Below are 22,780 nucleotides of genomic sequence, written 5' to 3'. Positions count from 1 at the left end.
CGTGGAGCGCCTGCGATCCAAGATTGCGATCGGAGTGGTCGGGCCACATGACCTCGTCGAACAGATCGTGCACATCGGCGCGAGCCTGCCGTCGGCGGCTTCCTTCCGGTTGGTCGGGGCGCCGCACGCGGGCGAGCACGAGACGCACGACAGACTCTCCAAGATCATAGGCGGCATAGACGTCGTGCTCTTCACCGGACCGCTGCAGCACGACCTCGCCAGGCAGTCGGGTGACCTGCCCGTGCCGGCGACACATGTGCAGGTCAGCAGTGGCGGGCTCTACGCAGCCCTGCTGCGCGGGGTGCTGAGATACGGCATCGATCCGGCCAGGGTCAGCGTGGACTCCGTCGCGCCCGACGATGTCGCCGAGGCGTACGAGGAGATCGGGGTGTCGATGTCGGGCGTGCATGTGTCCGAATACCTCCGGCCGGAGTCGGTGCGTGCCTTCGTCGGTTTCCACGAGCGCCTGCACAAGAGCGGCGCCACCACCGCGGCCCTCACCACCGTCAGGTCCGTCGCAACCCGGCTGGTGGAGGACGGCGTCACCGCGCTCCGCATCATGCCGACCATGCACACGCTCCGGCAGGCCATCGACACCGCGGCACTGCTCGGCACCGGGAGCCGGCTGGAGGAGTCGCAGATCGCGATCGTGCTCGTGGAGCTGGCCGCCTCCGCCAGGCCCAGTCATTCGGGGCCGGGCAACTATTGGCAGCAGGAGCTCAAGCTGTCCCTCCACCGCGCGCTGCTGACCGACGCCAGGCTCATGGGCGCGACCGTCACCCCCCGTGAGGAGAACACCTACGTCGTGACCACCACCGTCGGGGCGCTGAAACAGGCGACGGAGGGATTCCGCGTGGCCCCCTTCATGGACCGGGTGCGGGCCGACGTCGGGGTCGCGGTCGACGTCGGCCTCGGCCTCGGCCACACCGCGCGCGACGCCGAGGCCAACGCTCTGACGGCCCTGGAGCGTGCCCGCGGCTCGGACGCCGCGGCCGCCTACCTCGTCGGCGACGACGGCACCTCCCTGTCCCTGCCGCTACGGCAGCGCCGCAAGGTCGAGGCCGAGCCCGAGGTCGAGTCCAAGGCGGTCAAGGTGCGCGACCGCCTCCTCAGCCACCTCGGGGACGACCCGGAGGCGATGGTGGTCGACGCGGAGATCGTCGCCGAGATTTTGGGCGTCGCCCAGCGGAGCGCCAGACGGGTGCTGCAAAACCTCGTCGAGGAGGGCCTCGCCTGGGCTCTGCCCCCCGCCAAGTCCCCCCACGCCGGCCGCCCGCGCCAGCCGTACCGGCTGGTCAACGGCTAGCGCACCCTGGGCGGGGCGGTCCGGTGATTGCGCGGCGCGGACAGCAGGAGGAACGTCTCGGCGTACCTCCGCGGCGCTGGGATCGATGTGCGCGGTCGGCCGGAGCTCGGGGCTGCCAGGTAGTCGAGGGGGACAACGCCGCTGCCGTTGGAGGTGCGGGCGCCGCCCTGTCAGTCGGCGGATGTCAATCCTGGCGGGATGCAAGTCAGGCCCAAGTCCACGCGGACAAGATCCTCTAGGCTGCTGGCCGGTGAAGTCGCCCAGTGGCCGAGGACGCACGCCTCGAAAGCGTGTGATGGTGCAAGCCATCCGTGGGTTCAATCCCACCTTCACCGCCATGCCGTCCGAGCCGCTCGGCTGACCGGCGCCTGGGATGCGTGAGCACCGTCTCAGGCCGACTGTACGGGGTAGGGGACATCGTCGATCTCGTACTCGGAGCCGATGGTGCTCACCCGATCGCCCCCGGCGGCATCACCGACACCGACGAGGGCGGGTACGGCAAGGGCCGCCAGCAAGGCCAGCAGTGCCGCGGGTCGCTTGAACGTCGCGAAGTCCATACCCGGCAGTGTGCGTGCGGCCTCTTGTGGATCACTGGAATCGGGAGTATCCCCCGCTACCTCAGTCGGCGTGTTGTCGGTGTGGGGTGGCGCGGTGGCGGGATGTCAATCCCAGCGGATGTAAGTCAGGCCCAAGTCAGCGCGGACAGAATCCTTCCCGAAATCGCCCAGGGGAGGAAACCGTGCCGGTACGGCTTCTCCGCCCCGGGAAACACATTGCAAGGAGAAATGTCATGCGAGCACGCAGAGTCGTCGGCGTGGTGTCCGCCGTCGCCTTGGCCAGTGGACTTCTCACCGTAGCGCTTCCGGCCGCAGCCGCCGCGCAGTCCGAAACGGTCACCGTCTCGGACAGCAAGCTTCTGGCCGCGGGAACGGGCGGTTCCGTGTTCCTCAAGTGCCCCGCCTCCCACCCGTACATGGTGCCGCGTTCGGGGCAGTGGGGCACTACGGGCCCCTTCACCAGCGTATGGACGCCGCCCGCTGGATTCCCGGGCTACATGCAGCAGGCGACGTACTTCTTCAACAACACCAGCAACGCGGCCGTACAGATTTCTGCATGGCAGAACTGCACCACTGTGAAGCCGTTCTAGGGTCGGCACGAGTGGATCGCTGAGCACCTCCTCTCCGGGAGGTGCTCCCGCGAATCACCGCGAACCGAGTCGGCGGAAGACCGGATCCGGCAGGTGGCCGCGGACGATCGGCCTGGCCCGCGGGCACGGCGGCACGGATCCTCAGCTGAGCGCCGCACAGGCGGAGCAGCCTTACGGACGACGCGGATCAACCGGGCGGAGAATCATCACGTGCGGCGTAGGCCGAGCCGGAGGGCGACCGCGACGAACCAGATGAAGCCGATGAAACGGCCGAGGGGCACGAAGAAGGTTCCGCCGAAGAAGAGCCAGGAGAACACCGAGAGCACGGACAGAGCGCCGATCGCGACTCCCAGCCAGCCCAGCCAGCCGGGCAGGATCCGGGTCCTGAGCGCGAGGAAGGACCCCACACCGACGAAGATCCCGAGGGTCGCGACGTGCGCGGGTCCGCCGGTGATGAACCCCAGGTCCATCACCATCCGGAAGACCCGGAGATCGGCCACGGTGCTCGGCCGGGACAGCACCCACTGCGCGCCGGCGGACAGCAGGAGGAACGCGGCCCCCACGGTCCCGGCGCCCTGGATCACTCCGGTCCAGGGGTTCTCCCCGTGCCGCCGTACGGCCGCGGTGAACAACGGGACGAAAACCAGGAGCGAGATCGCGGCGAGGACGTGGAAGAACGGCGTGAGGACGCCGGGCACTCCTCCGGCGGCGAGGTACCGCTCGACTTCGGCGTCGGTCGAGTAAGGGATGGGCGCCTCGGGGGAGGCGGCGAGCAGGCCGGGCACGAACATCGAGGCGAGGAAGAGCACGGCGTAGGAGGCACCGCTGAGCAGGCCGAATGGTCGCGGTGCCGTGGACGTGGTCATGGGGATCTCCAGAGTCGTGACGACGACCTCGAGATCGTGATGTGCTGTCGCCTGAGTTGATCACAACCCTCGGTCGCGGGTCGTCTCAGCCTGTCCGCCGATCGATCGCCGCACATCGCCCGGCCGGAGTATCCCTTGCTACCTCAGTCGGCGTGTGGTCGGTACGGGGTGGCGAGGTGGTGAGCGCCGAGTCGCACAAATGAATGTGCACGGCCGGTCGGCACTCGCCGTTGCCAGGTAAGTCGAGGAGGACAACACCGCTGCCCTCAAGGGTGCGGGCGTTGCCGTGTCAGCTGGCGGGATGCAAGTCACGCCCAAGTCAGCGCGGACAGAATCCTTTCCGAAATCGCCCAGGAGAGGAAATCGTGGCGGCACGGCTCCCCTGAGGAACGAATTGCAAGGAGAAATGTCATGCGAGCACGCGGAATCGTCGGCGTGGTGTCCGCCGTCGCCCTGGCCGGTGGACTTCTCACCGCGGCGCTTTCGGCCGTAACCGTCGCGCAGTCCGAAACGGTCACCGTCACGGACAGCAAGCCGGTGGCCACGATCCGCGGCAGCCTGGACGTAGGCTCAAAAGGCCCGACGTTGTAGTAGAAATCGTGATGTGCTGTCGCCTGGGTTGATCACGACCCTCGGTCGCAGGTCGTCTCAGCCTGTCCGCCGGTTGATGGCCGCGCATCGCCCGGCCGGAGTATCCCCCGCTACCTCAGTGGTGAACCCCGAGCCGCGCAAGTGCGGTGGGTTCAGACGGGCGCCCGCCGAGGTGTTGTCGGGCGACACGGTGCCGTACCCCGAGGCGGGCGTCTCGGCGTATCCGCGCGGCGCCGGGATCGATGTGCACAGTCGGCCGGAGCTCGCGGCTGCCAGGTAGTCGAGGAGGACAACGGCCCTTCGGGTTTGGGCGTTGGCGGCGGGATGTCAATCCTTGCGGGATGCAAGTCAGGCCCAAGTCAACGCGGACAGAATCCTCCATGAAATCGCCCAGGGGTAGAAACCGTGCCGGCACGGCTTCCCAGTCCCCGGGAAATGAACTGCAAGGAGGAATGCCATGCGAGCACGCGGAATCGCCGGCGTGGTGTCCGCCGTCGCCCTGGCCGGTGGACTTCTCGCCGCAGCGTTCTCGGCCGCAGCCGTCGCTCAGTCCGAGACGGTCACCGTCACGGACAGCAAGCCGATGGCCACCATCCGCGGCAACCTAGACGTGATCACAAAAGGTCCGTCGTGATGTGTGCAAGGAGAAATGTCATGCGAGCACGCAGAGCCGTCGGCGTGGTGTCCGCGGTCGCCCTGGCCGGTGGACTTCTCGCCGCAGCGTTCTCGGCCGCAGCCGTCGCTCAGTCCGAGACGGTCACCGTCACGGACAGCAAGCCGATGGCCACCATCCGCGGCAATCTGGAGATAGTCGTAAAAGGTCCAGCTTTGCTGTAAAGGTCCGGGATTGTGATGTTCCGGCGCCTGGGTTGACCACGATCCTCGGTCGCAGGTCGTCTCAGCCTGTGCGCCGGTTGATCGCCGTGCATCGCCCGGTCGGAGTATTCCCCGCTACCTCAGCCGGCATATCGCACCGGCCCCCGAAAGCGGTCAGGGGTTGTCGCCGAGCTCCAGGACGCGGGCGTGAAGGACGGATCGCTGGTGGAGGGCGGCTCGCAACGCGCGGTGGAGCCCGTCCTCAAGGTAGAGCTCATCCCGCCATTGGACGACGTGAGGAAACAGATCCCCGTAAAAGGTGGAGTCTTTGGACAGAAGCGAGTGAAGGTCCAGCACCGCCTTTGTGGTGATCAGTGTGTCGAGGCGGATCTGCCGCGGCGGAATCTGGGCCCAGTCTCTGGAAACCAGGCCGTGTTCGGGATATGGGCGAGTATCGCCGACCATCTTAAAGATCACGGATATGAGTCTAGGGCACCGGTCTGGAACGGTGCCGCGTGAGCTGCCTGCGGAGAAGGTGTCGCCCATCCCGCTTGCCACCAAAGCATCGCGAGTCAATGCGGCGTTCACCGTCTCCGCCCGGGCCGAGGTAAGCGGCCCGGGTGCACGGATGAGCTTCTCAGCAATCAGCCGGAATGGTACCTAAGGGTGTTCTCGTAAGCTCCCACAGAATCAGGGCTTCTCACCTCAAGGGGTGTATTTGAGCGGAAAGTTCAATGCTGTGCTGCAGACGGCCGCTATCGCGTTGTTCCTCATCCTGAGGGGGGCCGGCATGGGCTGGCTACTGTTGTTCTTCATCCTCACCGTGATCGGCCCGGTGATCCTCCTCACGCACCTCGTCACCGCTCTCGTCGCCGCCAGGCAGGCCGCGCTCTCCCCGCTCGCCTCCTGGGGCTGGGGGCTGACCGCGTTCTTCCTTCTGCTGGTCGGGCTGGTGCTGCCTGACGTCGGCGACAGCGCCGGAGGATGGGTTCCCCTGCTAGGCGGGGAGAAGGTCTACGGCACCGCCTTGAACGTGTTCTCCTGGGCGGGCCTGATCGGCATCGTGGGCTACCTCGCCTCGCTGATCGTCGCCTGGGCGGGTATCAGTCGCAGCCGCCCCTCGGCGGCCGGGGGACGCTGACCGGGAGGTGCGGCAAGCCGCTAGAGCCAGTGCTCGCCGTCGGCTCTCCAGAACTTCACGGAGCGCGGCGTTCACCGTCTCCTCCTTCGTACCGGTGCCGAGTACCGCGGCAACCTCGGCGACCAGGCGGTCGTCCAAATCGATCACGGTTTGAGTCATCGGGCACCTTTCTCAGCGTGTGTATCGAAGCAGAGCGGGTCTGCCGACGGCTCTTTTGCAGCCCCTCGCCTTCAACGGCAAGGTCGAGGTGTGGAACCCCGCCACCTGCGAACGGATCGGTGCGGCCAAAGGCGCCGACGGCGGGCAGTTGCGGTTTACGGTGCCAGTGACGATCAGTGGGCGGCCGTACGACCCTGGGGCGCGCAGGCCCGGATAGCAAAAGGCCCGGTCTGGAGTAAGACCGGGCCTTTGTGCTGCCTCAACCAAGCGCGGAGGATACGAGATTCGAACTCGTGAGGGGTTGCCCCCAACACGCTTTCCAAGCGTGCGCCCTAGGCCAACTAGGCGAATCCTCCGTCGCACAGCTTACCGGTATTTGCGGGTGCGTGTTCCACAACGGCAGACGCGGAGTTGAAGCGACCTTGAGCGAAGCGGGACACGCGACCCTCGAAGACGGATAGACTGCGAAGCGGACCCCTCGCATGGCGTCATCCTGTGAACCTCCCCAGGGCCGGAAGGCAGCAAGGATAAGCGGGCTCTGGCGGGTGTGCGGGGGGTCTCTTTCAGTTTGATCGCCGACCCGCCGGACGGGGTTCCCGATGAGCCTTGCGCTGTATCGCAAGTACCGGCCCGGGACCTTCGCCGAGGTCAAGGGCCAAGAGCATGTCACGGATCCGTTGCGGCAGGCCCTGCGTAGCGGCCGCATCAACCACGCCTACCTTTTCAGCGGCCCGCGTGGGTGCGGGAAGACGTCGAGCGCCCGGATCCTCGCCCGCTCGCTGAACTGCGCGCAAGGCCCGACCCCCGATCCGTGCGGGGTGTGCGATTCCTGTGTGGCGCTGAGCGCCACCGGTCCGGGGCACCTCGACGTCATCGAGATCGACGCCGCCTCGCACGGTGGCGTGGACGACGCCCGTGACCTGCGGGAGCGTGCCTTCTTCTCGCCGGTATCGGCCCGTTTCAAGATTTACATCATCGACGAGGCGCACATGGTGACCCGGGAGGGTTTCAACGCGCTGCTCAAACTCGTCGAAGAGCCGCCACCGCACCTGAAGTTCATCTTCGCCACGACCGAGCCCGAGAAGGTCATCGGGACCATCAAGTCCCGGACCCACCACTATCCCTTCCGCCTGATGCCGCCAAGCACGCTGCGCCAGCTGCTGGAGGAGATCCTGGGCTCGGAGTCGGTGCCGTACGAGCCCGCCGCGCTGCCGCTGGTGGTACGGGCGGGCGCCGGCTCCGCCCGGGACTCCCTGTCGATCCTGGACCAGCTGCTGGCCGGCTCGGACGAGGCGGGGATCACCTACGCGCGTGCGGTCTCCCTGCTCGGCTACACCGACGCCGGGCTGCTCGACGAGGTCGTCGACGCGTTCTCGGCGGGCGACGGCGGGTTGGTGTTCAAGACGGTCGAGCGGGTCGTCGAGGGCGGGCACGATCCCCGGCGGTTCGCCGGAGACCTGCTCGAACGCTTCCGCGATCTGGTGATCCTGGCGAACGTCCCGGAGGCGGCTTCCAACGGCCTGCTCGACGCGCCGACCGACGAGCTCGAGCGGATGCAGGCGCAGGTCGCCAAGATGGGCGTCGCCGAGCTGACCCGGGCCGCCGAGGTTTTCAACGCCGGTCTGACCGAGATGCGTGGGGCGACGTCGCCCCGGCTGCTGCTCGAACTGATGTGCGCGCGTCTGCTTCTGCCCGCCGCGACGCGGGACGAGGCCGCGCTGCTGGCCCGGCTCGACCGGCTTGAGCGCGGGGTCTCCGGCTTCGCCGTACCGGCCTCGGGGGGATCGGTGCCGACGACGGCCGGCCCGGCCGAACCCCGGCAGGCCATCCAGCCGGTCGCGCCGGCGCATCCGCACTCCGAACCGCCCGCTCCGGCCCCGTCGGCTGCGCCGTCGTGGCCTGAGGCCCGTACCGCGGTACGACCTTCCGGCGACCGGCCCTCGGCGCCGGAGCCCACCTCCTCGGCGCCGCCCGCGTCGGTTCCCGGGGGGTCCGGGGTGGGGTCGGTGCAGCAGGCGTGGCCGCAGATCCTGGAGGCCGTCAAACGCCGGCAGCGGGTCGCCTGGGGCTTGATCAACGCCGAGGGGCGGCTGCTCGGCGTGCAGGGAAACACCATCACGCTCGGCTTCAAGCTGCCCGGCACGGTCAAGGGCTTCCTCGCCGGCAACCGCGAGGCTCCGCTCGCCGCGGCGCTGCAGGACGTCCTCGGCGGTAAGTGGCGGGTCGAGGTGGTCGTCGGCGGCGACGGACCGCCGTCCTCCGGCTCCTTCCCGCAGAGCCGGGCGGGTACGGCCTCGGCGTACACCGCCGGCTCACCGGCTCCCCAGCGCGCCTCGGCCGCACCGGATACGTCGGCCTCCGGCCCTGCCGTGAGGGAGGCCGCTACCCCGGTACGGGCCACGGTGTCGTCCGTACCGCCCACGAGCACGCTGCGGCCGACGCCGAGCCCGTCCGCGCCGGGAGCGGTCGGCGGTGGCGGTACGGCCGATGATTTCGACGAGGTCGACGAGGTCGATCCCCTCAACGACTCCGACGCGGAGGTGACCGGGGTTACGGGCATAGCCCTGGTCGAGAGGGAGCTCGGGGGTCGCGTCATCGGTGAGATCGATCACGCGTAGCCCGTCGGCCGCCGCCGGTTGGGCGGTTTTCGGGCCGTGCCGTGCTCTCGGGGCGGGCCGTGCGCCGGCTGATCGCTGTGGTATGCGCTCCCGATGGGGCGGGAACCGGCGCATCGATCATCCGGTGACGCCCGGACGGCGGCTCCGTATGGAACAACACACGGTGAGTCGGCTGCGCGGTGCCACTGGAGCGGTAAAACCCGTAGTCTCGTGACACGGAGCGGCAGTCGGCCCGGGGAGGTGCGCGACGTGGTGAACGGACCGGTCATCACGGGTGTCGTGCCCTGTCACGGGCCGGTGCGGGCCCCTGAGAGTATGTGGATCGGGAGCGACCGGGAAAGCATGAGGAGCGCACGACAGTGAATCCAGGAGACGTCAACCTCCAGCAGATACTCGAGCAGGCGCAGCTCATGCAGCAGCAGCTTGTGAGTGCCCAGCAGGAGCTCAACGACGCCGAGGTCGCGGGTACCGCGGGTGGTGGTCTGGTGACGGCGACCGTCAACGGGTCGGGAGAGCTTCTGGAGCTGCGTATCGACCCCAAGGTCATCGATGCGTCGGACCCCGAGGAGACAGCCGAGACGATCGCCGATCTGGTGATCGCCGCGGTCCGGGACGCGGTACGCGCCGCGGGTGATCTCCAACAGCAGAAGCTCGGCCCGCTGGCGCAGGGACTGGGTGGTTTCGGTGGGGGGCCCGGCGGGCTCCCGGGTCTGCCTCCCGGGTTCTAGCCATGTACGAAGGGGTCGTCCAGAGTTTGATCGACGAGCTGGGCCTGCTGCCCGGTGTCGGTCCCAAGAGCGCTCAGCGGATCGCCTTTCACATTCTCTCCGCTGATCCGGCCGATGTACGGCGGCTCGCTCAGGTCCTCACGGAGATCAAGGACAAGGTCCACTTCTGCCGCATATGTGGAAATGTCGCGGCAGAAGAAGAGTGTCGCATTTGTCGGGACGCTCGGCGGGACCCTCAGGTGATCTGCGTGGTGGAGGAGTCCAAGGACGTCGTCGCGATCGAGAAGACCCGGGAGTTCCGTGGTCGCTACCACGTGCTCGGTGGGGCGATCAGCCCGATCGAAGGTGTCGGCCCGGACGACCTCCGGATCAAGGAGCTGATGAAGCGACTGGCGGACGGCGAGGTCACCGAGGTGATCCTCGCGACCGACCCCAACCTTGAGGGCGAGGCGACCGCGACCTACTTGGCCAGGTTGCTCAAGCCCATGGGTTTAAAGGTGACAAGACTGGCCAGTGGGCTGCCTGTCGGGGGCGACCTCGAGTACGCCGACGAGGTTACATTGGGCCGCGCTTTCGAAGGACGGAGGCTACTGGATGTCTGACAACGTTGTTCCCAAGGAATCTCCGCTGACGGCGGAGAGCAGTGAATGGAGCGCACTCGCCGACCGGGTCGCCGTTCACACCCAGAACTATCTGGACGGGCTCGCCGCGCTGGCCAGGGGCGAAGGCGGGGACATGATCTTCCCGCTGCTGCTGCTGGAGGTGGCCCAGGTGAGTCTGGCCGGTGCGCAGCTGGGCGCCAGCGAGGACATCATCCTCCAGGGGAACTGGGAGCCGGAGATGAGCGAGGACCCGGACCTGGACGGGATCCGCACCACCCTCGCCGCCAGGCTGGGCGCGGTGGACGACTACGCCGAGGTCTTCGACCCGTACAAGGACACCCTGGTGACCCCGTACCGGCTCTCGGACGACCTGACCGCCGTGGCGGCGGACCTCGTGCACGGGTTGCGCCACTACAAGGCGGGCCGGCCGCTGGAGGCGTTGTGGTGGTGGCAGTACTCCTACTTCAACACCTGGGGGAACCACGTCGGGGCGGCGATGCGATCGCTTCAGGCCCTGGTCGCCCATGCCCGCCTGGACGTCGTGGAGGAGCGAACCCAGGTCTGAGTCTCACATAGTGGTCTAAATGAGTCGCTGAGCTCTGTTTCCGCTTAAGTAGACTATGGCGTCCGCAGGCCTGAACTGGGGAGACATCAAGTGGCCTTCATCGTCCAGAAGTACGGTGGTTCGTCCGTCGCCGATGCGACTTCGATCAAACGTGTTGCCCAGCGCATCGTCGCGACCAAAAAAGCGGGCAACGACGTCGTCGTGATCGTGTCCGCGATGGGTGACACGACGGACGAGCTCATCGACCTGGCGAAGCAGGTGTCCCCGTTGCCACCCGCCCGGGAGCTGGACATGCTCCTCACGGCGGGGGAGCGCATCTCCATGGCGCTGCTGGCGATGGCGATCGCGAACCTGGGGTACGAGGCTCGTTCGTTCACCGGGTCCCAGGCGGGTGTGATCACCGACTCGACCCACGGCAAGGCCCGGATCATCGATGTGACCCCCGGCCGGATCAGCTCCGCGGTGGAGGCGGGCTCGATCGCCATCGTGGCCGGGTTCCAGGGCGTCTCTCAGGACTCCAAGGACATCACCACGCTGGGCAGAGGCGGGTCGGACACGACGGCGGTGGCGCTCGCCGCGGCCCTGGAGGCCGATGTCTGCGAGATCTACACCGACGTCGACGGGATCTTCACCGCGGACCCGCGGATCGTCGCGGCCGCCCGCCAGATTCCCCGCATCTCCTACGAGGAGATGATGGAGATGGCCGCGTGTGGCGCGAAGGTCCTGCATTTGCGGTGCGTGGAGTACGCGCGGCGGTTCAACCTGCCGATCCACGTCAGAAGTTCGTTCAGCCAGAAGGAAGGCACCTGGGTCGTCGCCGACCCTGACAGTGAGGGAATCCAGATGGAGCAGCCGATCATCTCCGGCGTCGCGCACGACCGGAGCGAGGCCAAGATCACCGTAGTCGGGGTTCCCGACAAGGTCGGCGAGGCTGCCACGATCTTCAAAACCCTTGCCGACGCCGAGATCAACATCGACATGATCGTTCAGAACGTGTCGGCGGCGGCCACCGGTCGTACCGACATCTCGTTCACCCTGCCGGCCAACGACGGTCCCACCGCGCTCACCGCCCTGAAGAGGATTCAGGAGCGGGTGGGCTTCGAGTCGCTCCTCTTCGACGACCAGATCGGGAAGGTCTCCCTGATCGGAGCGGGGATGCGCTCCCACCCCGGAGTCACGGCGACGTTCTTCAGCGCGCTCGCCGACGCGGGGGTCAACATTGAGATGATCTCCACATCCGAGATCCGGATCTCGGTGATCGTGGGCCAGGACGAGGTCGACGCGGCGGTCACCGCCGCCCACCGGGCGTTCGCGCTCGACGCGGACCAGGTGGAAGCCGTTGTGTACGGAGGTAGTGGACGATGACCAAGCCGACTCTCGCCGTCGTGGGCGCCACCGGCGCCGTGGGCACGGTCATGCTGGAGATCCTTTCGTCGCGACCCGACGTGTGGGGTGAGATCCGGCTCATCGCCTCGCCCCGGTCCGCCGGCAAGCGCTTGGTGGTCAGGGGGCAGGAGGTCGAGGTCGTCGCACTCTCGCCGGAGGCCTTCGACGGGGTCGACGTCGCCATGTTCGACGTGCCGGACGAGGTGTCCGCCGAGTGGGCCCCCATCGCGGTCACCCGGGGGGCGGTCGTGGTGGACAACTCCGGGGCCTTCCGCATGGACCCCGAGGTTCCGCTGATCGTTCCCGAGTGCAACCCCGACCAGGTACGGACCCGGCCCAAGGGCATCATCGCCAACCCCAACTGCACCACGCTGTCGATGATGGCCGCCCTCGGCGCGCTGCATCGGGAGTACGGCCTGCGCGAGCTGGTCGTCTCCTCCTACCAGGCGGTCTCGGGCGCGGGTGTCGCCGGACCGGAGCGTCTCCACGACGAGATCGAGGCGCTCGCCGGTGACCGGAGCATCGGAACCGTGGCCGGAGACGTGCGCAAGGCCGTGCCCGACCCGGCCGCCTCACCCTTCCCCGCCCCCATCGCCTTCAACGTCGTCCCGTGGGCGGGTTCGCTCAAGGACGACGGCTGGACGTCCGAAGAGCTCAAGGTACGCAACGAGTCGCGGAAGATCCTCGGTATCCCGGATCTCAGGGTCTCCGCCACCTGTGTGCGCGTCCCGGTGATCACCACGCACTCCATGGCGGTGCACGTGACGTTCGAGCGGGAGGTCACGGTCGACGCGGCCAGGACCGTGCTCGACGCCGCCCCGACCGTGGTGGTCTTGGACGACCCCGCGAACGGTGTCTTCCCCACACCGGCCGATGTGGTGGGCACGGACCCGACCTATGTCGGCCGGATCCGTCAGGCGCTGGACTTCCCGAACACGCTGGATCTCTTCATCTGCGGAGACAACCTGCGCAAGGGAGCGGCGCTGAACACGGCCGAGATCGCCGAACTCCTGGCGGCGGAGTTCACCGCCTAGCGGTCAGCGGAACAGAATGTCCCAATGGTTCGGCTCTCTGGCATAGACGCTCGATGATTTGGCGTCATGGTAGAGAGCCGCACCGTCGCCGCGTCTCCCGATGAAGGGGAATCTGCTGCGAATGAAGCGATTGACGCAGCGGTTAAGGGAGATGTCCACCTTGTATCCGTTCATATGGCTGAATGGGCCTGGGGCGTGTCCGACTTCGGTGCCACCGGTGACCAGAACCGGACAATCGCTCCGCCGTTTCAATCGGATCAGGCCGGCCAGGGTGCGGTGTCGAATCTCATGGAAAGACGTACATCGCCGCCGTCGATGATCACTACATCGTCCGCTCGACATCCAGCGAATCCCGGAGTTCCGGAGTTTTTGCGCCGCCGAGGAATGGCTGAACCGGGCCTTTTCCGACGATCTTTGAACGGGTCTCGATCCGGTCTGGAATGTAATTTCGCCACGGAGGTCAAGGATCTTCCCGATGGAATGTTGACTTCCTATGAAAGGCGTGCTGATCGACGCCTCCGGCGTGGTCGCGGTGGGTTCGGCCTTCGCCGCGGATATGGTGATCAGTGGAATCAGCAAGGTCAGGCCGCTGCTCACGGCCAGCCGGGCGCGCAGGCGTGCCACGGGGTTGATCAACATTTTCGTACCCCTCGACAATGGGCGCCCCTCCGCCAAGAGGATCAATCCCACATTTCTCGGCGCCTGATCCTTGTGGATGCCAGTCTTTGCCGTTGTCTGGGGATATTCAGGGAAGTGGGGCGATCTCCCCGGCCACGGTCCCGGCTTGCCGCCCGCGGTTCGGTATCCCCGGCGGGATAAGGGCTCCGCAGTCTCCGCGCATGCCGACGCAGCTGCCGGAGAATTCCTATTTTGTGCAGTTTGTGTGGTTGCCGTGGAGAACTATTTCCATACCTAATTGGTTGGCGGCGTGAGTCTCCACCAAATTAAGCCCTTGGATGAATACGCTCTGCACACGCATGCCTACATGATTGCGAGGGATCATGACGACGTGGGCGATTGTGATCAGCGGGATCGTGATCGGTCTTACGCTGATTGCTCTGGTCGTGCTAAGCAGACGGGGCCGAGTGGATGAAAGCCGGGGCGAGGGCAACCTCGATTTCGCGCTCAACCTCGCACTCGCCGTTTACCTTCTGATCCTCGCCTACGGCGTGGTCCTCGGCCGGGACGGCATCGAAGCCGCCCGCCAGGACGTGGCCACCGAGGCGGAGAGTCTGGTGGAGCTGTACTGGGCGGTCGCGCCCCTCCAGAACAACGCGGAGATCAAGAACGAGATCCGAAGCTACACGACGCAGTCCATCCAGCAGGACTGGCCGCTCATGCAAGGTGGGCAGGTCAGCGAAGAGGCCGGGAACACCCTGGAGAGCTTCCGCGCCAACCTGCTGCGGCTGCGGCCGGCCAATGAGGCGGACGAATCGCTCCGCCAGGACGCCTTGGTCCGGGCGAGTGAGGTGAGCCACGCACGCCAGCTGCGAGCCTCCAACACCGGGGGCACGATCCCCGACGTGTTCATGACCTGCATGGTCATCTCGGGGATCGCGGTGATCGCGTTCCCCTGGTTGCTGGGCTATCGGCCCAATCTGGCGTCCGTCGTGGGTGACACCACCCGGGTCGCCGTCGTTCTGGTCGGCTTGGTCGTGCTCGCCGTCGTCAGCAATCCGTTCAGCGGGGCGGCGGCGGTGGACAGTGAGCCGTTCGAACTCGCCCGAGAACAGTTCAACGCCATCGATCAACGATTCAGTGGCGCATAGGGCGATGTGGGTGTGACGGTGACCGGGCACCCATCGTGCCGTCGGTTCGGATCGCGGAGCCAAGCTTGGTCCGCGCCATGGCCGGCGGGTGACGGAGTATCCGGGTTCCGAGTGAAGTGAGTTGAGGAGTGCCCCGGCCGTGTGACGGTCGGGGCACTCGTCGTCTTCCGGGTGGCTGCGAGCTGTCACGAGGGACGTGGCGAGGGGATACCTGCTCCGCCGGCGTGGTCATGCGGGGATCGTCCGGTGGAGCCGGGTCAACCGGCGGGATAGGGCGGGGCACGCGTGAGGTCCGACTGGACCTGGCGGGGGGTGCCGAGCCGGACCGGTCGGCGGGATGGGGCCCGCACCGCCGGCCGTGGGCGTGGCGGGGCGGGTGTCCCGGGAAGGTCGGGACACCCGCTGTCCGCCGGAGTCGCCGGGGGTCGGTCAGCGGCGTCCCCGACTGCCGGAGCCGCTCTGGTTGAAGCCAACGCCGACCACGAACGACAGGACCACCGTGCTGATCACGATGAGGGTGGATCTGTCGGTCTGGGTGGATCTCTTGGCGAAGCGCGAGACGACACCGGGTTTGTCGAGTGCCCGCCTCGCCCGCACGACGACGGGGGGCGGGGAGGGCTTCACGGTGGCCGACGGTCGCGGTGGAGTCGGCTCCGGCCTGCTCGGCGGTGCCACGATCGGAGCCGCCACCGGTCTCGGCGGAGGCACCGGGCGAACCGGGGTGGGCTGGGGCGGTGGGACGGTCGGCGTAGGCGTAGGCGTCGGTGTTGGCGTCGGTTCCGGCTCCGGCGACGGCGGGGGCAATGGCGCCGGGAGCGGTGGTGGGGTCGGCTCAGGTGTCGGCGTCGGCGTGGGGGTCGGCTCGGGAGTAGGCGTCGGCGTGGGGGTCGGCTCAGGCGTCGGGGTCGGTTCGGGGGTCGGCGTCGGTGTGGGATGGGGGTGATGGGGGTGGTGCGGGTAGTAGTCGATGATCGGCGGGATGACGATCGGGAAGTACGGCGGCACCAGGATGGGCAGGAGCGGGGGCAGGAGCCCGATCCCGAGGAGTCCGTCGGGGTCGGACGCCGCGGTCGCACCCGCCGACACCGCCGGGGGCGGCTCCGCCGCTACGGAGGGCCGAGGAGGGATCGGACGGGGGGAGAGGGCCGGTTTCGGGCTGTTCAAGGGTTCCGGGGTGCTCCGGGGGGATTCGACTTCCTGCGGTCGCTCGACGGGCATGGGCGGATCGATGGGGACCGGTGGCGGGGCGATCGGGACGGCGGTCGGCGACGTCGCTTCGGCCGGGGTCGGCGACACCGCTTCCGCCGGGGCCGGGGTGGCTCGGGGGAGCGTGGGCTCCGTGTGCTCAGAGGCCTCGGAGGTCGGCTCCGGGGTCGTGGGTTCGGGACTGTCCGCGGAGGCCGGGACGATGAGCGGCGGCCCCCATCCGGCTGTCGTCGGCCTTGTCGTGCCGACGATGGCGAACTCGTAGTCCACCCGGATCCACAGCAGGAACTTCCGGACGGTCAGGACGGCGGACGGTGAAATCCCGTCGGGATTGTCCAGAGGCGGGGAATCCTCCCGATCCCGGATTGACTGCCGAGGATGGGCGGGCCACGTCATGGGCCGAGGACTCCATAAGAAGTCCGGGACCTCGGTGGCGGTTCGTTGGTGGAGAATTGAGGGTGATTCCCTGGATAGGGAAGGGACATCGGCATCAAGGCCGTATGCCGCTGTTGTTCCAAATGCTGTCGATCCACCGGTCGTCAACACACACAGACCGAGAGCGAGAGCTCTTCGGCAGCTGCGTCCGGTCCTCCCACCACGCCAGCTCACGCCAGTATTTTTGCATAGCGAGCCGTAATTGTTGGGAAAGCCGCCCGCATTCCGGCGGAGATGATGCCACCGATTCTCAGCCCGTGATCAATAGAGGGGCGCGAAATCCGTCTGCCTAAATCCTGTCACCTGCCGGGCGTCGCCACAAAATGGTGACATATACACATATGTATCACATGTCTGAAAGAAGGTGAAATATTAAAATCTAGAATTAAAATGGGCTATTATCACCACATGGATGACGTTCTTCAGTTGGATGCGACCGCCCAGGCACAGCTGATCCGGGACGGGAAGATCTCCCCCCGAGAGCTGACCGAGGCGTCGATCGCCCGAATCGAGGCACTGGACCCCGAGTTCAACGCGGTGGTCCACCGGCGGTTTGACCGGGCTTTGGCGGAGGCCGCCGCGGTCTCGGGAGATGGGCCGTTCTCGGGGGTGCCGACCCTGCTCAAGGATCTGGGCTGGTTGAGTGAGGGCGATGTGTACACCGAGGGGTCACGGGTCCTGCGGGGGTTCGTCTGCCCCTGGGACGCGTACGCCACCTCACGGCTCAAGCGGGCCGGGTTCGTGATTCTCGGCCGGACCAATGTGCCGGAGTTCGGGACCTCGTCGACCACGGAGCCGACCCGGCACGGCGCCACCCGCAACCCGTGGCACCGGGATTACTCGCCGGGCGGGTCGAGTGGGGGGTCGGCGGCGGCCGTCGCGGCCGGGATGGTGGCGATGGCCACCGCGAACGACGGCGGCGGATCGATCCGCATCCCGGCGAGCCTGTGCGGCCTCGTCGGCCTCAAACCGAGCCGCGGACGGATCAGCTTGGGACCGGGTGTCGGGGAGGCCTGGGCGGGTCTTGGCGCATCGGGCGTCCTCACCCGTACCGTTCGGGACACCGCGGCGACCCTCGACCTGCTGTCCGGGCTGATGCCGGGCGACCCGTACACCGCTCCACCGCTGCCGGGGCCGCTCGCCGAGGAGGTGGGCCGGCCGCCGGGGCGGCTGCGCGTCGGTTTCACCGCCGGTCACCTCAGGGACGACGTTCCGGAATACCCGGACGGCGCGGCGGCCGTACGGCGCGCGGCCTCACTCCTTGAGTCGCTCGGGCACGAGGTGGCGGAGTCCTCGCCTGCGTCGCTCGCGGATCCGTCCTTCCCCGACCACCTCGGCACCGTGGTGAGCGTCAACACCGCCGCCTGGGTGGATCAGCTGGGTCGGCTGCGCGGCGGTGCCGTCGATCTCGATGAGCTGGAGGCGATGAACAAGGCGATGGTCGTCGCGGCGCGCAAGGGCACGGCCGTCGACTACGTCGGCCGACTGGGGTGGCTGGACGCGTACCGGGGACGGGTGATCCAGTGGTGGGACTCCCGGGATCTGCTGCTCACCCCGACCCTGGGCACGGCCCCGTACCGGCTCGGCTGGCTCACCGACCCGGACTTCCGGGTGCTGATGTCACGGCTCAACCTGACCATGGCGTTCACGGCGCCGTTCAACGTGACGGGGCAGCCGGCGATCTCCCTGCCGATGGGTCGCACGGCGGACGGCGTGCCGGTGGGTGTCCAGCTCGTCGCCGCTCCGGGTAGGGAGGACATACTGGTTCGTGTGGCCGCGCAGATAGAAGAGGCTAGCCCGTGGACGGTATCCACCGGCTGACCGGAACGGACGTGCGGTCCCAGCCGTTTGTCCGGTAAGAGGTCCCGCAAGGAGGTTGATCGTGGGTAAGACAGGACGGGCCGCCGCGGCCGGAGCCGCCTGGCGTCTCTACCGGGACGCCAAGAGGCCGGGTTCGGCCTCGCTTTCGGCTCGGATCCGCGCCCTGCCGCGGATGGTCCGGCAGACCCTGGGCGGGGACTACCGGGGGCTCGGCAAGGGCAAGCTGGGGCTGATGGCGCTGAGCGTCGTCTACATCGTGTCGCCGATCGACATCCTCCCGGAGCTGCTCCCGTTGATCGGGGTCGTCGACGACGTCGGTGTGCTGGTCTGGCTGCTGGGCTCGGCGCTGGGGGAGAGCGACAGATTCGTCCGCTGGGAGAAGTCGCGGATCGCCGGCGAGGTCGTCCCCTGACCGGCACCCGGTGGCTCGACGACGAGGAGCGCCAGGCTTGGCTCTCCCTTCTCATCACGGGCAATCTGCTGAGCAAGACGCTCGGCGTGCACCTCAAGAGCGGGCACGGTCTGACCCTTGAGGACTACGGCGTGCTCGTCGCCCTGGCGGCGGCACCGGACTCGCGGGTCCGCATGAGCGAGCTGGCGGAGGTGGCGCTCATCTCGCAGAGCCGCCTTTCCCATCAGGTCAAGCGGATGGAGGAGCGCGGGATGATTCGGCGGGAGCCGTGCCTGGACGACCGCCGGGGCACCTGGGCCGTGCTGACCGGGCAGGGCCGGGACATCCTCGACAAGGCGGCGCGGACCCATGTCGAGGATGTTCGCCGGCATTTCATCGATCTGCTGTCCAGGCAGGACCTCCGTCGGCTCACCGCCATGCTGACCCCGGTGCTGAAGGCGCTTGAGCCGTCGGAGGCGCTGGTCCGGCTCATGGACGGGGACGCTTGACGCGCTCCCTGGCCTGAAGGCCGGGGATTCAGCCTGTGCCGCAGGTGCGGCACTTCTGCGGCTTCCTGTTTCACCGACCCGCGCCACCGAGGTGGTCCCACCGGGTCTCCGCAGGCTTTCGAGCCTTCCCGCCCGCCCGGCGGTACCTGACGCGGTCACCCTGCCGAACGCCGATCCGCCCCGGGGCGAATCGGCCCCTCCCCGTCCCGCCACGCGGGAGAGTCCGCTTCACCCCCGGCCTGAAGGCCGGAGCACTGCGGACGACCCCCGGTAGTGGTCAGACGACCTCGTCCGCCTGGCTGCGGTGCGGTACCCGGGTTGCGGGGACCACGCCCATCCGACCGGCCTGGAAGTCCTCGAACGCCTGGATGATCTCCTGGCGGGTGTTCATGACGAACGGGCCGTAACGGGCGATCGGCTCCCGGATCGGCATGCCCCCGAGGACCAGGAGCTCCCAGCCGTTCGCGGACGCGGACGGCTGGGTGTCCGCCGCGCGCAGGGTGAGCGCGTCTCCGGCGCCGAACACGGCGAGCTGTCCCTCGGTGAGGGGGCGGCCGTCGGGTCCGGCGAATCCACGGCCGGAGAGCACGTAGACCATGGCGTTGAAGTCCCGCGGCCACGGCATGGTGAGCTGCGCCGAGGGCGCGACGGTGGCGTGCAGGTAGGTGATCGGGGTGTAGGTGATCCCCGGCCCCTGATGCCCGGCCAGCTCACCGGCGATGATCCGGATCAGGGATGAGCCGTCGGCGTCCGTCACCAGGGAGACGTCCTGTGCCTTGATGTCCTGGTAGCGGGGCTCCACCCACTTCTGGCTGCGGGGCAGGTTGACCCAGAGCTGCACGCCGTGGAAGAGGCCGCCCTTGGCGACGAGCTCGGGGGGCGGCTGCTCGATGTGCTGGATGCCGGCGCCTGCCGTCATCCACTGGGTGGCCCCGTCGCCGATGAGGCCGCCGCCTCCGGTGGTGTCCTGATGCTCGAAGGCGCCGTCGATGATGTACGTCACGGTCTCGAACCCGCGGTGGGGGTGCCAGGGCGTGCCCTTGGCCTCGCCAGGCGCGTACTCCACGGCCCCCATGTGGTCCAGGAGCAGGAAGGGGTCGGCGAGCGACAGGTCCGTCCCCGGGAAGGGGCGGCGGACCTGGAAGCCCTCGCCCTCCAGGTGGCGCTGGGCGGTGACGATCCGGGTGACGGGGCGCCAGGCGGTCTCGGCCTGCGGCAACCGGGACAGGCGCGGCAGGGTCAGGGTGTTCGCGGTGATGGCGGGCATCTCATCTCCCCCTTCTCGGTGGTTGCTACCCGGTCCAACTCTATTGAAACTTCAAATATTTCCGCGAGGATCATCCATATAATCCTCGGGTGACCCCCACCGCCGAGCTAGTCACCGCGATGACCCGCTTCGCCGACGCCGACGGCGACCCCGAGATCCTGTCGACCAGATCGGGCGCGGTCGTCATCCGCGTCGGGAGAGTGGTGGTCAAGGCGCATCGGGCCGAGACCGACGGCGACGTGCTGACCGCACAGGCCTCGATCGTCCGGCACGAGGCGCTGCGGGGCGTCTTCGCCGAGCCGCTTGCGCTGACCAGGCTGGGCGACCGGTGGATCTCGATCTGGCCGGCCGGGCGGCCGGTCTCCCCCGACGATCCGGACGTGGCCCCCTGGGAGCACGCGGCCCGCCTCCTCGCCCGGTTGCACACCGCCCCGCTCCCGGCCGTGGGCCGCCTTCCGGTTTCGGGCGGGCCGGTGCGGGTCGCCCAGGCCGTGGCCGGGCTTCCCCCGGGGGCCGTCGCCGAGAAGGAGATCACCGCGGCCTACGCCGGGCTGCCCGATTGGGCCAGAGACCGGGCTCCGGTCCCCGTCGCGGGACGGCTCGCGCACGGTGACTGGCACCTCGGTCAGCTCGTCCACCTTGACGGTACGGGCTGGCGCCTCATCGACATCGACGACGTGGGCACGGGCGACCCCGCATGGGACCTGGCCAGACCCGCCGCCTTCTACGCCGCCGGACTGCTCGCCCCGGAGGTCTGGGCGCGATTCCTCGACGCCTACCGGGAGGCGGGGGGCTGCGCGATACCCCCGGACGGCGACCCCTGGCCCGCGCTGGACGTCCCGGCCAAGGCGATGACGGTTCAGCTCGCGGCGTTCGCCGTCACAAAAACGCATGAGGATAACAGACCTCTCGACGAGATCCAGGAGCTCTTCGTCGACGCCTGCCGGAGAATTTCCGGCCTCCACCACCTCCGTTGACGAAGAACGTGTGGCTAGTATCTGAATCAAGACCCTGGGGGGTTCCCTCGTAAGTCGGGAGGCGTTGAGCCCATGCAGTGCCCCAAGTGTCACGGCAACATGCGGACTTATGACCGCAATGGTGTACACATTGATCAGTGCGAGATGTGCCGCGGTATCTTTTTGGACTATGGCGAGCTGGAGACCCTGACCCGGCTGGAGAGCAACGTCCATCAGCCGCCGCCCGCTCCCCAGCAGCACTACGGCCAGGCTCCGCCTCCGCCCGGCTACGGCCAGCCCGGCTGGGGCCAGCCGTACCACGGCCACCGGAAGCACGGCAGCTTCGCCAGGCTGCTCTTCTCCACCTGATCCACCTGAGTCCGATTCCCGGACAACTCCAGTGACGGGCCTGAGGCGATCGCCTCCGGGCCCGTTTTCTGGTACGGCGCGGGGCGCGGCGGCCTTCGGCTCCGGGACCGAGCGCCTGGTGGCGTGACCGCCCGGGTCACTGCCTAGTCTGGAAGCCGTGTATCGGTTCCTGCTCGCCCCGCGATGGCTCGCACTGCACCTCGTCGTGCTGCTGGTGATTCCCGGCTTCGTGCTGCTCGGGCAGTGGCAGTTCGGCCGGTTCGAGGACCGGTCGGACCTCTCCCACCTGACCGAACAGAACCTCGCGACCCCGCCCGTACCGCTGAAGTCCGTCGTCGCGGTGGGCGCCCCGGTCCCGGCCGAGCTGGTCCGCCGGCACGTCGAGGTGAGCGGCCGATACGATCCGGCGGGCGAATGGCTGATCCGGCACCGATACCAGAACTCAAAACTCGGCTTCTACGTGGTGACCCCGCTGATCACCGCGGAGGGCGAGACGGTGCTGATCAATCGCGGCTGGGTCCCCGCGGCGAAGACCGCCGACGCCAGGCCCGAGGTGCCCCCGCCGCCTCCGGGGCAGATTCAGGTGACCGGACGGCTGAGGGCCACCGAGACGCCGGAGAGCACCGGGATCGCGGACCGGACCGGGCTTCCGGCCGGTCAGGTTCTCCTCATCGACGTGCCCAAGCTGGCCAAGGCGCCGGCGTACGGCGGATACCTGGAGCTCACGCGGGTGCGGCCGGCGGCCGTACCCGCACCGGAGCCGCTGCCGGCCCCGGACCTCGGCGGCGGCGGAGGGCTCAACCTCGCCTACGCCGTGCAATGGTGGATCTTCATCGGTGTCGCCGTGGTCGGCTGGGTCTTCCTGATCCGCAGGGAGATCAAGGATGTACGGGCCGCGGCCGCCCGGTCTTCCGCTCCGGCCGAACCACAGCCCGACCGCGTTTAGTCCGGCGAACCGCCTGAGCCGTCAGATGTACGGCGTCGCCGGGGGCATCGGCGCGCCGAGTCGGGCGAGAGTGACAAACCCACCTTTTCGGGTGGGTGTAGAAGGCGTGATTTCACATATCAAACGGGTTAAGCGGCGTCGGACAAGTGCGT

Annotated in this window: 27 protein-coding genes, 2 tRNA genes, 1 other RNA gene and 1 pseudogene; 23 read left to right on the top strand and 8 right to left on the bottom strand. The window is 68.1% G+C overall.

Annotated elements, in window-relative coordinates:
* The first annotated feature begins 1 nt into the window (after window position 1).
* Window positions 2-1,306 carry a GTP cyclohydrolase IIa gene (locus tag RUR_RS34715; RefSeq protein WP_283139466.1) on the top strand — a complete coding sequence of 435 codons (1,305 nt, stop codon included), beginning with the start codon at window positions 2-4 and terminating at the stop codon, window positions 1,304-1,306.
* 249 nt (window positions 1,307-1,555) lie between these two features.
* A tRNA-Ser gene (locus RUR_RS34710) sits at window positions 1,556-1,644 on the top strand.
* A 51-nt stretch (window positions 1,645-1,695) separates the two neighbouring features.
* On the opposite strand, the gene RUR_RS34705 is transcribed toward RUR_RS34710, so the two are convergent.
* Window positions 1,696-1,863 (bottom strand): hypothetical protein, encoded by a 168-nt coding sequence (locus RUR_RS34705; protein WP_283139465.1) that lies wholly within the window; start codon window positions 1,861-1,863, stop codon window positions 1,696-1,698.
* Between the two features lie 233 nt (window positions 1,864-2,096).
* Here RUR_RS34705 and RUR_RS34700 point away from each other — a divergent pair, with 233 nt between their 5' ends.
* A complete protein-coding gene (locus tag RUR_RS34700) occupies window positions 2,097-2,453 on the top strand; it encodes a hypothetical protein (RefSeq protein ID WP_283139464.1) in 357 nt (118 codons plus the stop codon).
* A 206-nt stretch (window positions 2,454-2,659) separates the two neighbouring features.
* On the opposite strand, the gene RUR_RS34695 is transcribed toward RUR_RS34700, so the two are convergent.
* The gene (locus tag RUR_RS34695; protein ID WP_283139463.1) at window positions 2,660-3,319 is read right to left on the bottom strand and encodes a hypothetical protein; all 660 of its coding nucleotides are present in this window, start codon (window positions 3,317-3,319) and stop codon (window positions 2,660-2,662) included.
* 411 nt (window positions 3,320-3,730) lie between these two features.
* Between RUR_RS34695 and RUR_RS34690 the strand changes: the two genes are divergently transcribed.
* From RUR_RS34690 to RUR_RS34680, 3 genes are all read left to right on the top strand, one after another.
* Window positions 3,731-3,910, top strand: coding sequence for a hypothetical protein (locus tag RUR_RS34690; RefSeq protein WP_283139462.1), 180 nt, complete (start codon window positions 3,731-3,733; stop codon window positions 3,908-3,910).
* A 457-nt stretch (window positions 3,911-4,367) separates the two neighbouring features.
* Window positions 4,368-4,544, top strand: a complete 177-nt coding sequence (locus RUR_RS34685) for a hypothetical protein (protein ID WP_283139461.1) — start codon at window positions 4,368-4,370, stop codon at window positions 4,542-4,544.
* A gap of 20 nt (window positions 4,545-4,564) precedes the next feature.
* Entirely contained in the window at window positions 4,565-4,747 is a 183-nt protein-coding gene (locus RUR_RS34680; RefSeq protein ID WP_283139460.1) for a hypothetical protein, read from the top strand.
* Window positions 4,748-4,900: 153 nt separating this feature from the next.
* On the opposite strand, the gene RUR_RS34675 is transcribed toward RUR_RS34680, so the two are convergent.
* Entirely contained in the window at window positions 4,901-5,203 is a 303-nt protein-coding gene (locus RUR_RS34675; RefSeq protein ID WP_283139459.1) for a type II toxin-antitoxin system VapB family antitoxin, read from the bottom strand.
* A 313-nt stretch (window positions 5,204-5,516) separates the two neighbouring features.
* Between RUR_RS34675 and RUR_RS34670 the strand changes: the two genes are divergently transcribed.
* Window positions 5,517-5,867, top strand: coding sequence for a hypothetical protein (locus tag RUR_RS34670; RefSeq protein ID WP_283139898.1), 351 nt, complete (start codon window positions 5,517-5,519; stop codon window positions 5,865-5,867).
* A gap of 42 nt (window positions 5,868-5,909) precedes the next feature.
* On the opposite strand, the pseudogene RUR_RS34665 reads toward RUR_RS34670, so the two are convergent.
* Both RUR_RS34665 and RUR_RS34660 read right to left on the bottom strand, forming a co-directional pair.
* Window positions 5,910-6,026, bottom strand: a pseudogene (locus tag RUR_RS34665) (type II toxin-antitoxin system VapB family antitoxin); the annotation flags it as partial.
* A gap of 270 nt (window positions 6,027-6,296) precedes the next feature.
* Window positions 6,297-6,382 (bottom strand) — tRNA-Ser (locus RUR_RS34660).
* A 113-nt stretch (window positions 6,383-6,495) separates the two neighbouring features.
* Between RUR_RS34660 and ffs the strand changes: the two genes are divergently transcribed.
* The 7 genes from ffs (at window position 6,496) to RUR_RS34625 (ending at window position 12,959) form a co-directional block, all read left to right on the top strand.
* Window positions 6,496-6,591: signal recognition particle sRNA small type (ffs, locus tag RUR_RS34655), an RNA gene on the top strand.
* Window positions 6,592-6,625: 34 nt separating this feature from the next.
* A complete protein-coding gene (locus tag RUR_RS34650; protein WP_283139458.1) occupies window positions 6,626-8,644 on the top strand; it encodes a DNA polymerase III subunit gamma and tau in 2,019 nt (672 codons plus the stop codon).
* Between the two features lie 359 nt (window positions 8,645-9,003).
* A complete protein-coding gene (locus RUR_RS34645) occupies window positions 9,004-9,372 on the top strand; it encodes a YbaB/EbfC family nucleoid-associated protein (protein ID WP_283139457.1) in 369 nt (122 codons plus the stop codon).
* Between the two features lie 2 nt (window positions 9,373-9,374).
* Window positions 9,375-9,974: a recombination mediator RecR gene (gene recR / locus RUR_RS34640; RefSeq protein WP_283139456.1), complete on the top strand. Its 600-nt coding sequence runs from the start codon at window positions 9,375-9,377 to the stop codon at window positions 9,972-9,974.
* On the top strand, window positions 9,967-10,539 hold the full coding sequence (locus tag RUR_RS34635) for a DUF5063 domain-containing protein (RefSeq protein ID WP_283139455.1): 573 nt from the start codon (window positions 9,967-9,969) through the stop codon (window positions 10,537-10,539). Before recR ends, RUR_RS34635 begins: the two co-directional genes overlap by 8 nt.
* Window positions 10,540-10,629: 90 nt before the next feature.
* On the top strand, window positions 10,630-11,904 hold the full coding sequence (locus RUR_RS34630) for an aspartate kinase (protein ID WP_283139454.1): 1,275 nt from the start codon (window positions 10,630-10,632) through the stop codon (window positions 11,902-11,904).
* Entirely contained in the window at window positions 11,901-12,959 is a 1,059-nt protein-coding gene (locus tag RUR_RS34625; protein WP_283139453.1) for an aspartate-semialdehyde dehydrogenase, read from the top strand. Before RUR_RS34630 ends, RUR_RS34625 begins: the two co-directional genes overlap by 4 nt.
* Before the next feature lie 3 nt (window positions 12,960-12,962).
* On the opposite strand, the gene RUR_RS34620 is transcribed toward RUR_RS34625, so the two are convergent.
* Complete coding sequence (locus RUR_RS34620) at window positions 12,963-13,598, bottom strand: hypothetical protein (RefSeq protein WP_283139452.1); 636 nt, start codon at window positions 13,596-13,598, stop codon at window positions 12,963-12,965.
* A gap of 446 nt (window positions 13,599-14,044) precedes the next feature.
* Between RUR_RS34620 and RUR_RS34615 the strand changes: the two genes are divergently transcribed.
* Window positions 14,045-14,728: a bestrophin-like domain gene (locus RUR_RS34615; protein WP_283139451.1), complete on the top strand. Its 684-nt coding sequence runs from the start codon at window positions 14,045-14,047 to the stop codon at window positions 14,726-14,728.
* 429 nt (window positions 14,729-15,157) lie between these two features.
* On the opposite strand, the gene RUR_RS34610 is transcribed toward RUR_RS34615, so the two are convergent.
* Window positions 15,158-15,352, bottom strand: a complete 195-nt coding sequence (locus RUR_RS34610) for a hypothetical protein (RefSeq protein ID WP_283139450.1) — start codon at window positions 15,350-15,352, stop codon at window positions 15,158-15,160.
* A gap of 1 nt (window position 15,353) precedes the next feature.
* Between RUR_RS34610 and RUR_RS34605 the strand changes: the two genes are divergently transcribed.
* The 5 genes from RUR_RS34605 to RUR_RS34585 all read left to right on the top strand — a co-directional run bounded on the left by RUR_RS34605 (window position 15,354) and on the right by RUR_RS34585 (window position 19,090).
* Window positions 15,354-15,671 carry a hypothetical protein gene (locus RUR_RS34605; RefSeq protein ID WP_283139449.1) on the top strand — a complete coding sequence of 106 codons (318 nt, stop codon included), beginning with the start codon at window positions 15,354-15,356 and terminating at the stop codon, window positions 15,669-15,671.
* Between the two features lie 36 nt (window positions 15,672-15,707).
* On the top strand, window positions 15,708-16,199 hold the full coding sequence (locus RUR_RS34600) for a hypothetical protein (protein WP_283139448.1): 492 nt from the start codon (window positions 15,708-15,710) through the stop codon (window positions 16,197-16,199).
* Between the two features lie 578 nt (window positions 16,200-16,777).
* Entirely contained in the window at window positions 16,778-18,190 is a 1,413-nt protein-coding gene (locus tag RUR_RS34595) for an amidase (RefSeq protein ID WP_283139447.1), read from the top strand.
* A gap of 61 nt (window positions 18,191-18,251) precedes the next feature.
* Window positions 18,252-18,602 carry a YkvA family protein gene (locus tag RUR_RS34590; RefSeq protein WP_283139446.1) on the top strand — a complete coding sequence of 117 codons (351 nt, stop codon included), beginning with the start codon at window positions 18,252-18,254 and terminating at the stop codon, window positions 18,600-18,602.
* Between the two features lie 86 nt (window positions 18,603-18,688).
* On the top strand, window positions 18,689-19,090 hold the full coding sequence (locus RUR_RS34585; RefSeq protein WP_283139445.1) for a MarR family winged helix-turn-helix transcriptional regulator: 402 nt from the start codon (window positions 18,689-18,691) through the stop codon (window positions 19,088-19,090).
* Between the two features lie 277 nt (window positions 19,091-19,367).
* Here RUR_RS34585 and RUR_RS34580 read toward each other — a convergent pair whose 3' ends face one another.
* On the bottom strand, window positions 19,368-20,357 hold the full coding sequence (locus RUR_RS34580; RefSeq protein ID WP_283139444.1) for a pirin family protein: 990 nt from the start codon (window positions 20,355-20,357) through the stop codon (window positions 19,368-19,370).
* A gap of 89 nt (window positions 20,358-20,446) precedes the next feature.
* On the opposite strand from RUR_RS34580, the gene RUR_RS34575 reads away from it, so the two are divergent.
* The 3 genes from RUR_RS34575 to RUR_RS34565 all read left to right on the top strand — a co-directional run bounded on the left by RUR_RS34575 (window position 20,447) and on the right by RUR_RS34565 (window position 22,628).
* Window positions 20,447-21,334, top strand: a complete 888-nt coding sequence (locus RUR_RS34575) for a phosphotransferase family protein (RefSeq protein ID WP_283139443.1) — start codon at window positions 20,447-20,449, stop codon at window positions 21,332-21,334.
* 72 nt (window positions 21,335-21,406) lie between these two features.
* Entirely contained in the window at window positions 21,407-21,682 is a 276-nt protein-coding gene (locus tag RUR_RS34570; protein WP_283139442.1) for a TFIIB-type zinc ribbon-containing protein, read from the top strand.
* A 157-nt stretch (window positions 21,683-21,839) separates the two neighbouring features.
* Window positions 21,840-22,628: an SURF1 family cytochrome oxidase biogenesis protein gene (locus RUR_RS34565; RefSeq protein ID WP_283139441.1), complete on the top strand. Its 789-nt coding sequence runs from the start codon at window positions 21,840-21,842 to the stop codon at window positions 22,626-22,628.
* The last annotated feature ends 152 nt before the right edge of the window (window positions 22,629-22,780 follow it).

The organism is Rhizohabitans arisaemae, from assembly GCF_025996515.1.
Taxonomy (GTDB): Bacteria; Actinomycetota; Actinomycetes; order Streptosporangiales; family Streptosporangiaceae; genus Rhizohabitans; species Rhizohabitans arisaemae.
This window is presented reverse-complemented; position numbering and strand designations above follow the sequence as displayed.

Coding starts and splice junctions, on each gene's coding strand:
- RUR_RS34705 (WP_283139465.1), bottom strand. CDS start 1,863: ATGGACTTCGCGACGTTCAAGCGACCCGCGGCACTGCTGGCCTTGCTG.
- RUR_RS34700 (WP_283139464.1), top strand. CDS start 2,097: ATGCGAGCACGCAGAGTCGTCGGCGTGGTGTCCGCCGTCGCCTTGGCC.
- RUR_RS34695 (WP_283139463.1), bottom strand. CDS start 3,319: ATGACCACGTCCACGGCACCGCGACCATTCGGCCTGCTCAGCGGTGCC.
- RUR_RS34690 (WP_283139462.1), top strand. CDS start 3,731: ATGCGAGCACGCGGAATCGTCGGCGTGGTGTCCGCCGTCGCCCTGGCC.
- RUR_RS34685 (WP_283139461.1), top strand. CDS start 4,368: ATGCGAGCACGCGGAATCGCCGGCGTGGTGTCCGCCGTCGCCCTGGCC.
- RUR_RS34680 (WP_283139460.1), top strand. CDS start 4,565: ATGCGAGCACGCAGAGCCGTCGGCGTGGTGTCCGCGGTCGCCCTGGCC.
- RUR_RS34670 (WP_283139898.1), top strand. CDS start 5,517: ATGGGCTGGCTACTGTTGTTCTTCATCCTCACCGTGATCGGCCCGGTG.
- RUR_RS34650 (WP_283139458.1), top strand. CDS start 6,626: ATGAGCCTTGCGCTGTATCGCAAGTACCGGCCCGGGACCTTCGCCGAG.
- recR (WP_283139456.1), top strand. CDS start 9,375: ATGTACGAAGGGGTCGTCCAGAGTTTGATCGACGAGCTGGGCCTGCTG.
- RUR_RS34635 (WP_283139455.1), top strand. CDS start 9,967: ATGTCTGACAACGTTGTTCCCAAGGAATCTCCGCTGACGGCGGAGAGC.
- RUR_RS34625 (WP_283139453.1), top strand. CDS start 11,901: ATGACCAAGCCGACTCTCGCCGTCGTGGGCGCCACCGGCGCCGTGGGC.
- RUR_RS34620 (WP_283139452.1), bottom strand. CDS start 13,598: ATGTTGATCAACCCCGTGGCACGCCTGCGCGCCCGGCTGGCCGTGAGC.
- RUR_RS34600 (WP_283139448.1), top strand. CDS start 15,708: ATGACGATCGGGAAGTACGGCGGCACCAGGATGGGCAGGAGCGGGGGC.
- RUR_RS34595 (WP_283139447.1), top strand. CDS start 16,778: ATGGATGACGTTCTTCAGTTGGATGCGACCGCCCAGGCACAGCTGATC.
- RUR_RS34580 (WP_283139444.1), bottom strand. CDS start 20,357: ATGCCCGCCATCACCGCGAACACCCTGACCCTGCCGCGCCTGTCCCGG.
- RUR_RS34570 (WP_283139442.1), top strand. CDS start 21,407: ATGCAGTGCCCCAAGTGTCACGGCAACATGCGGACTTATGACCGCAAT.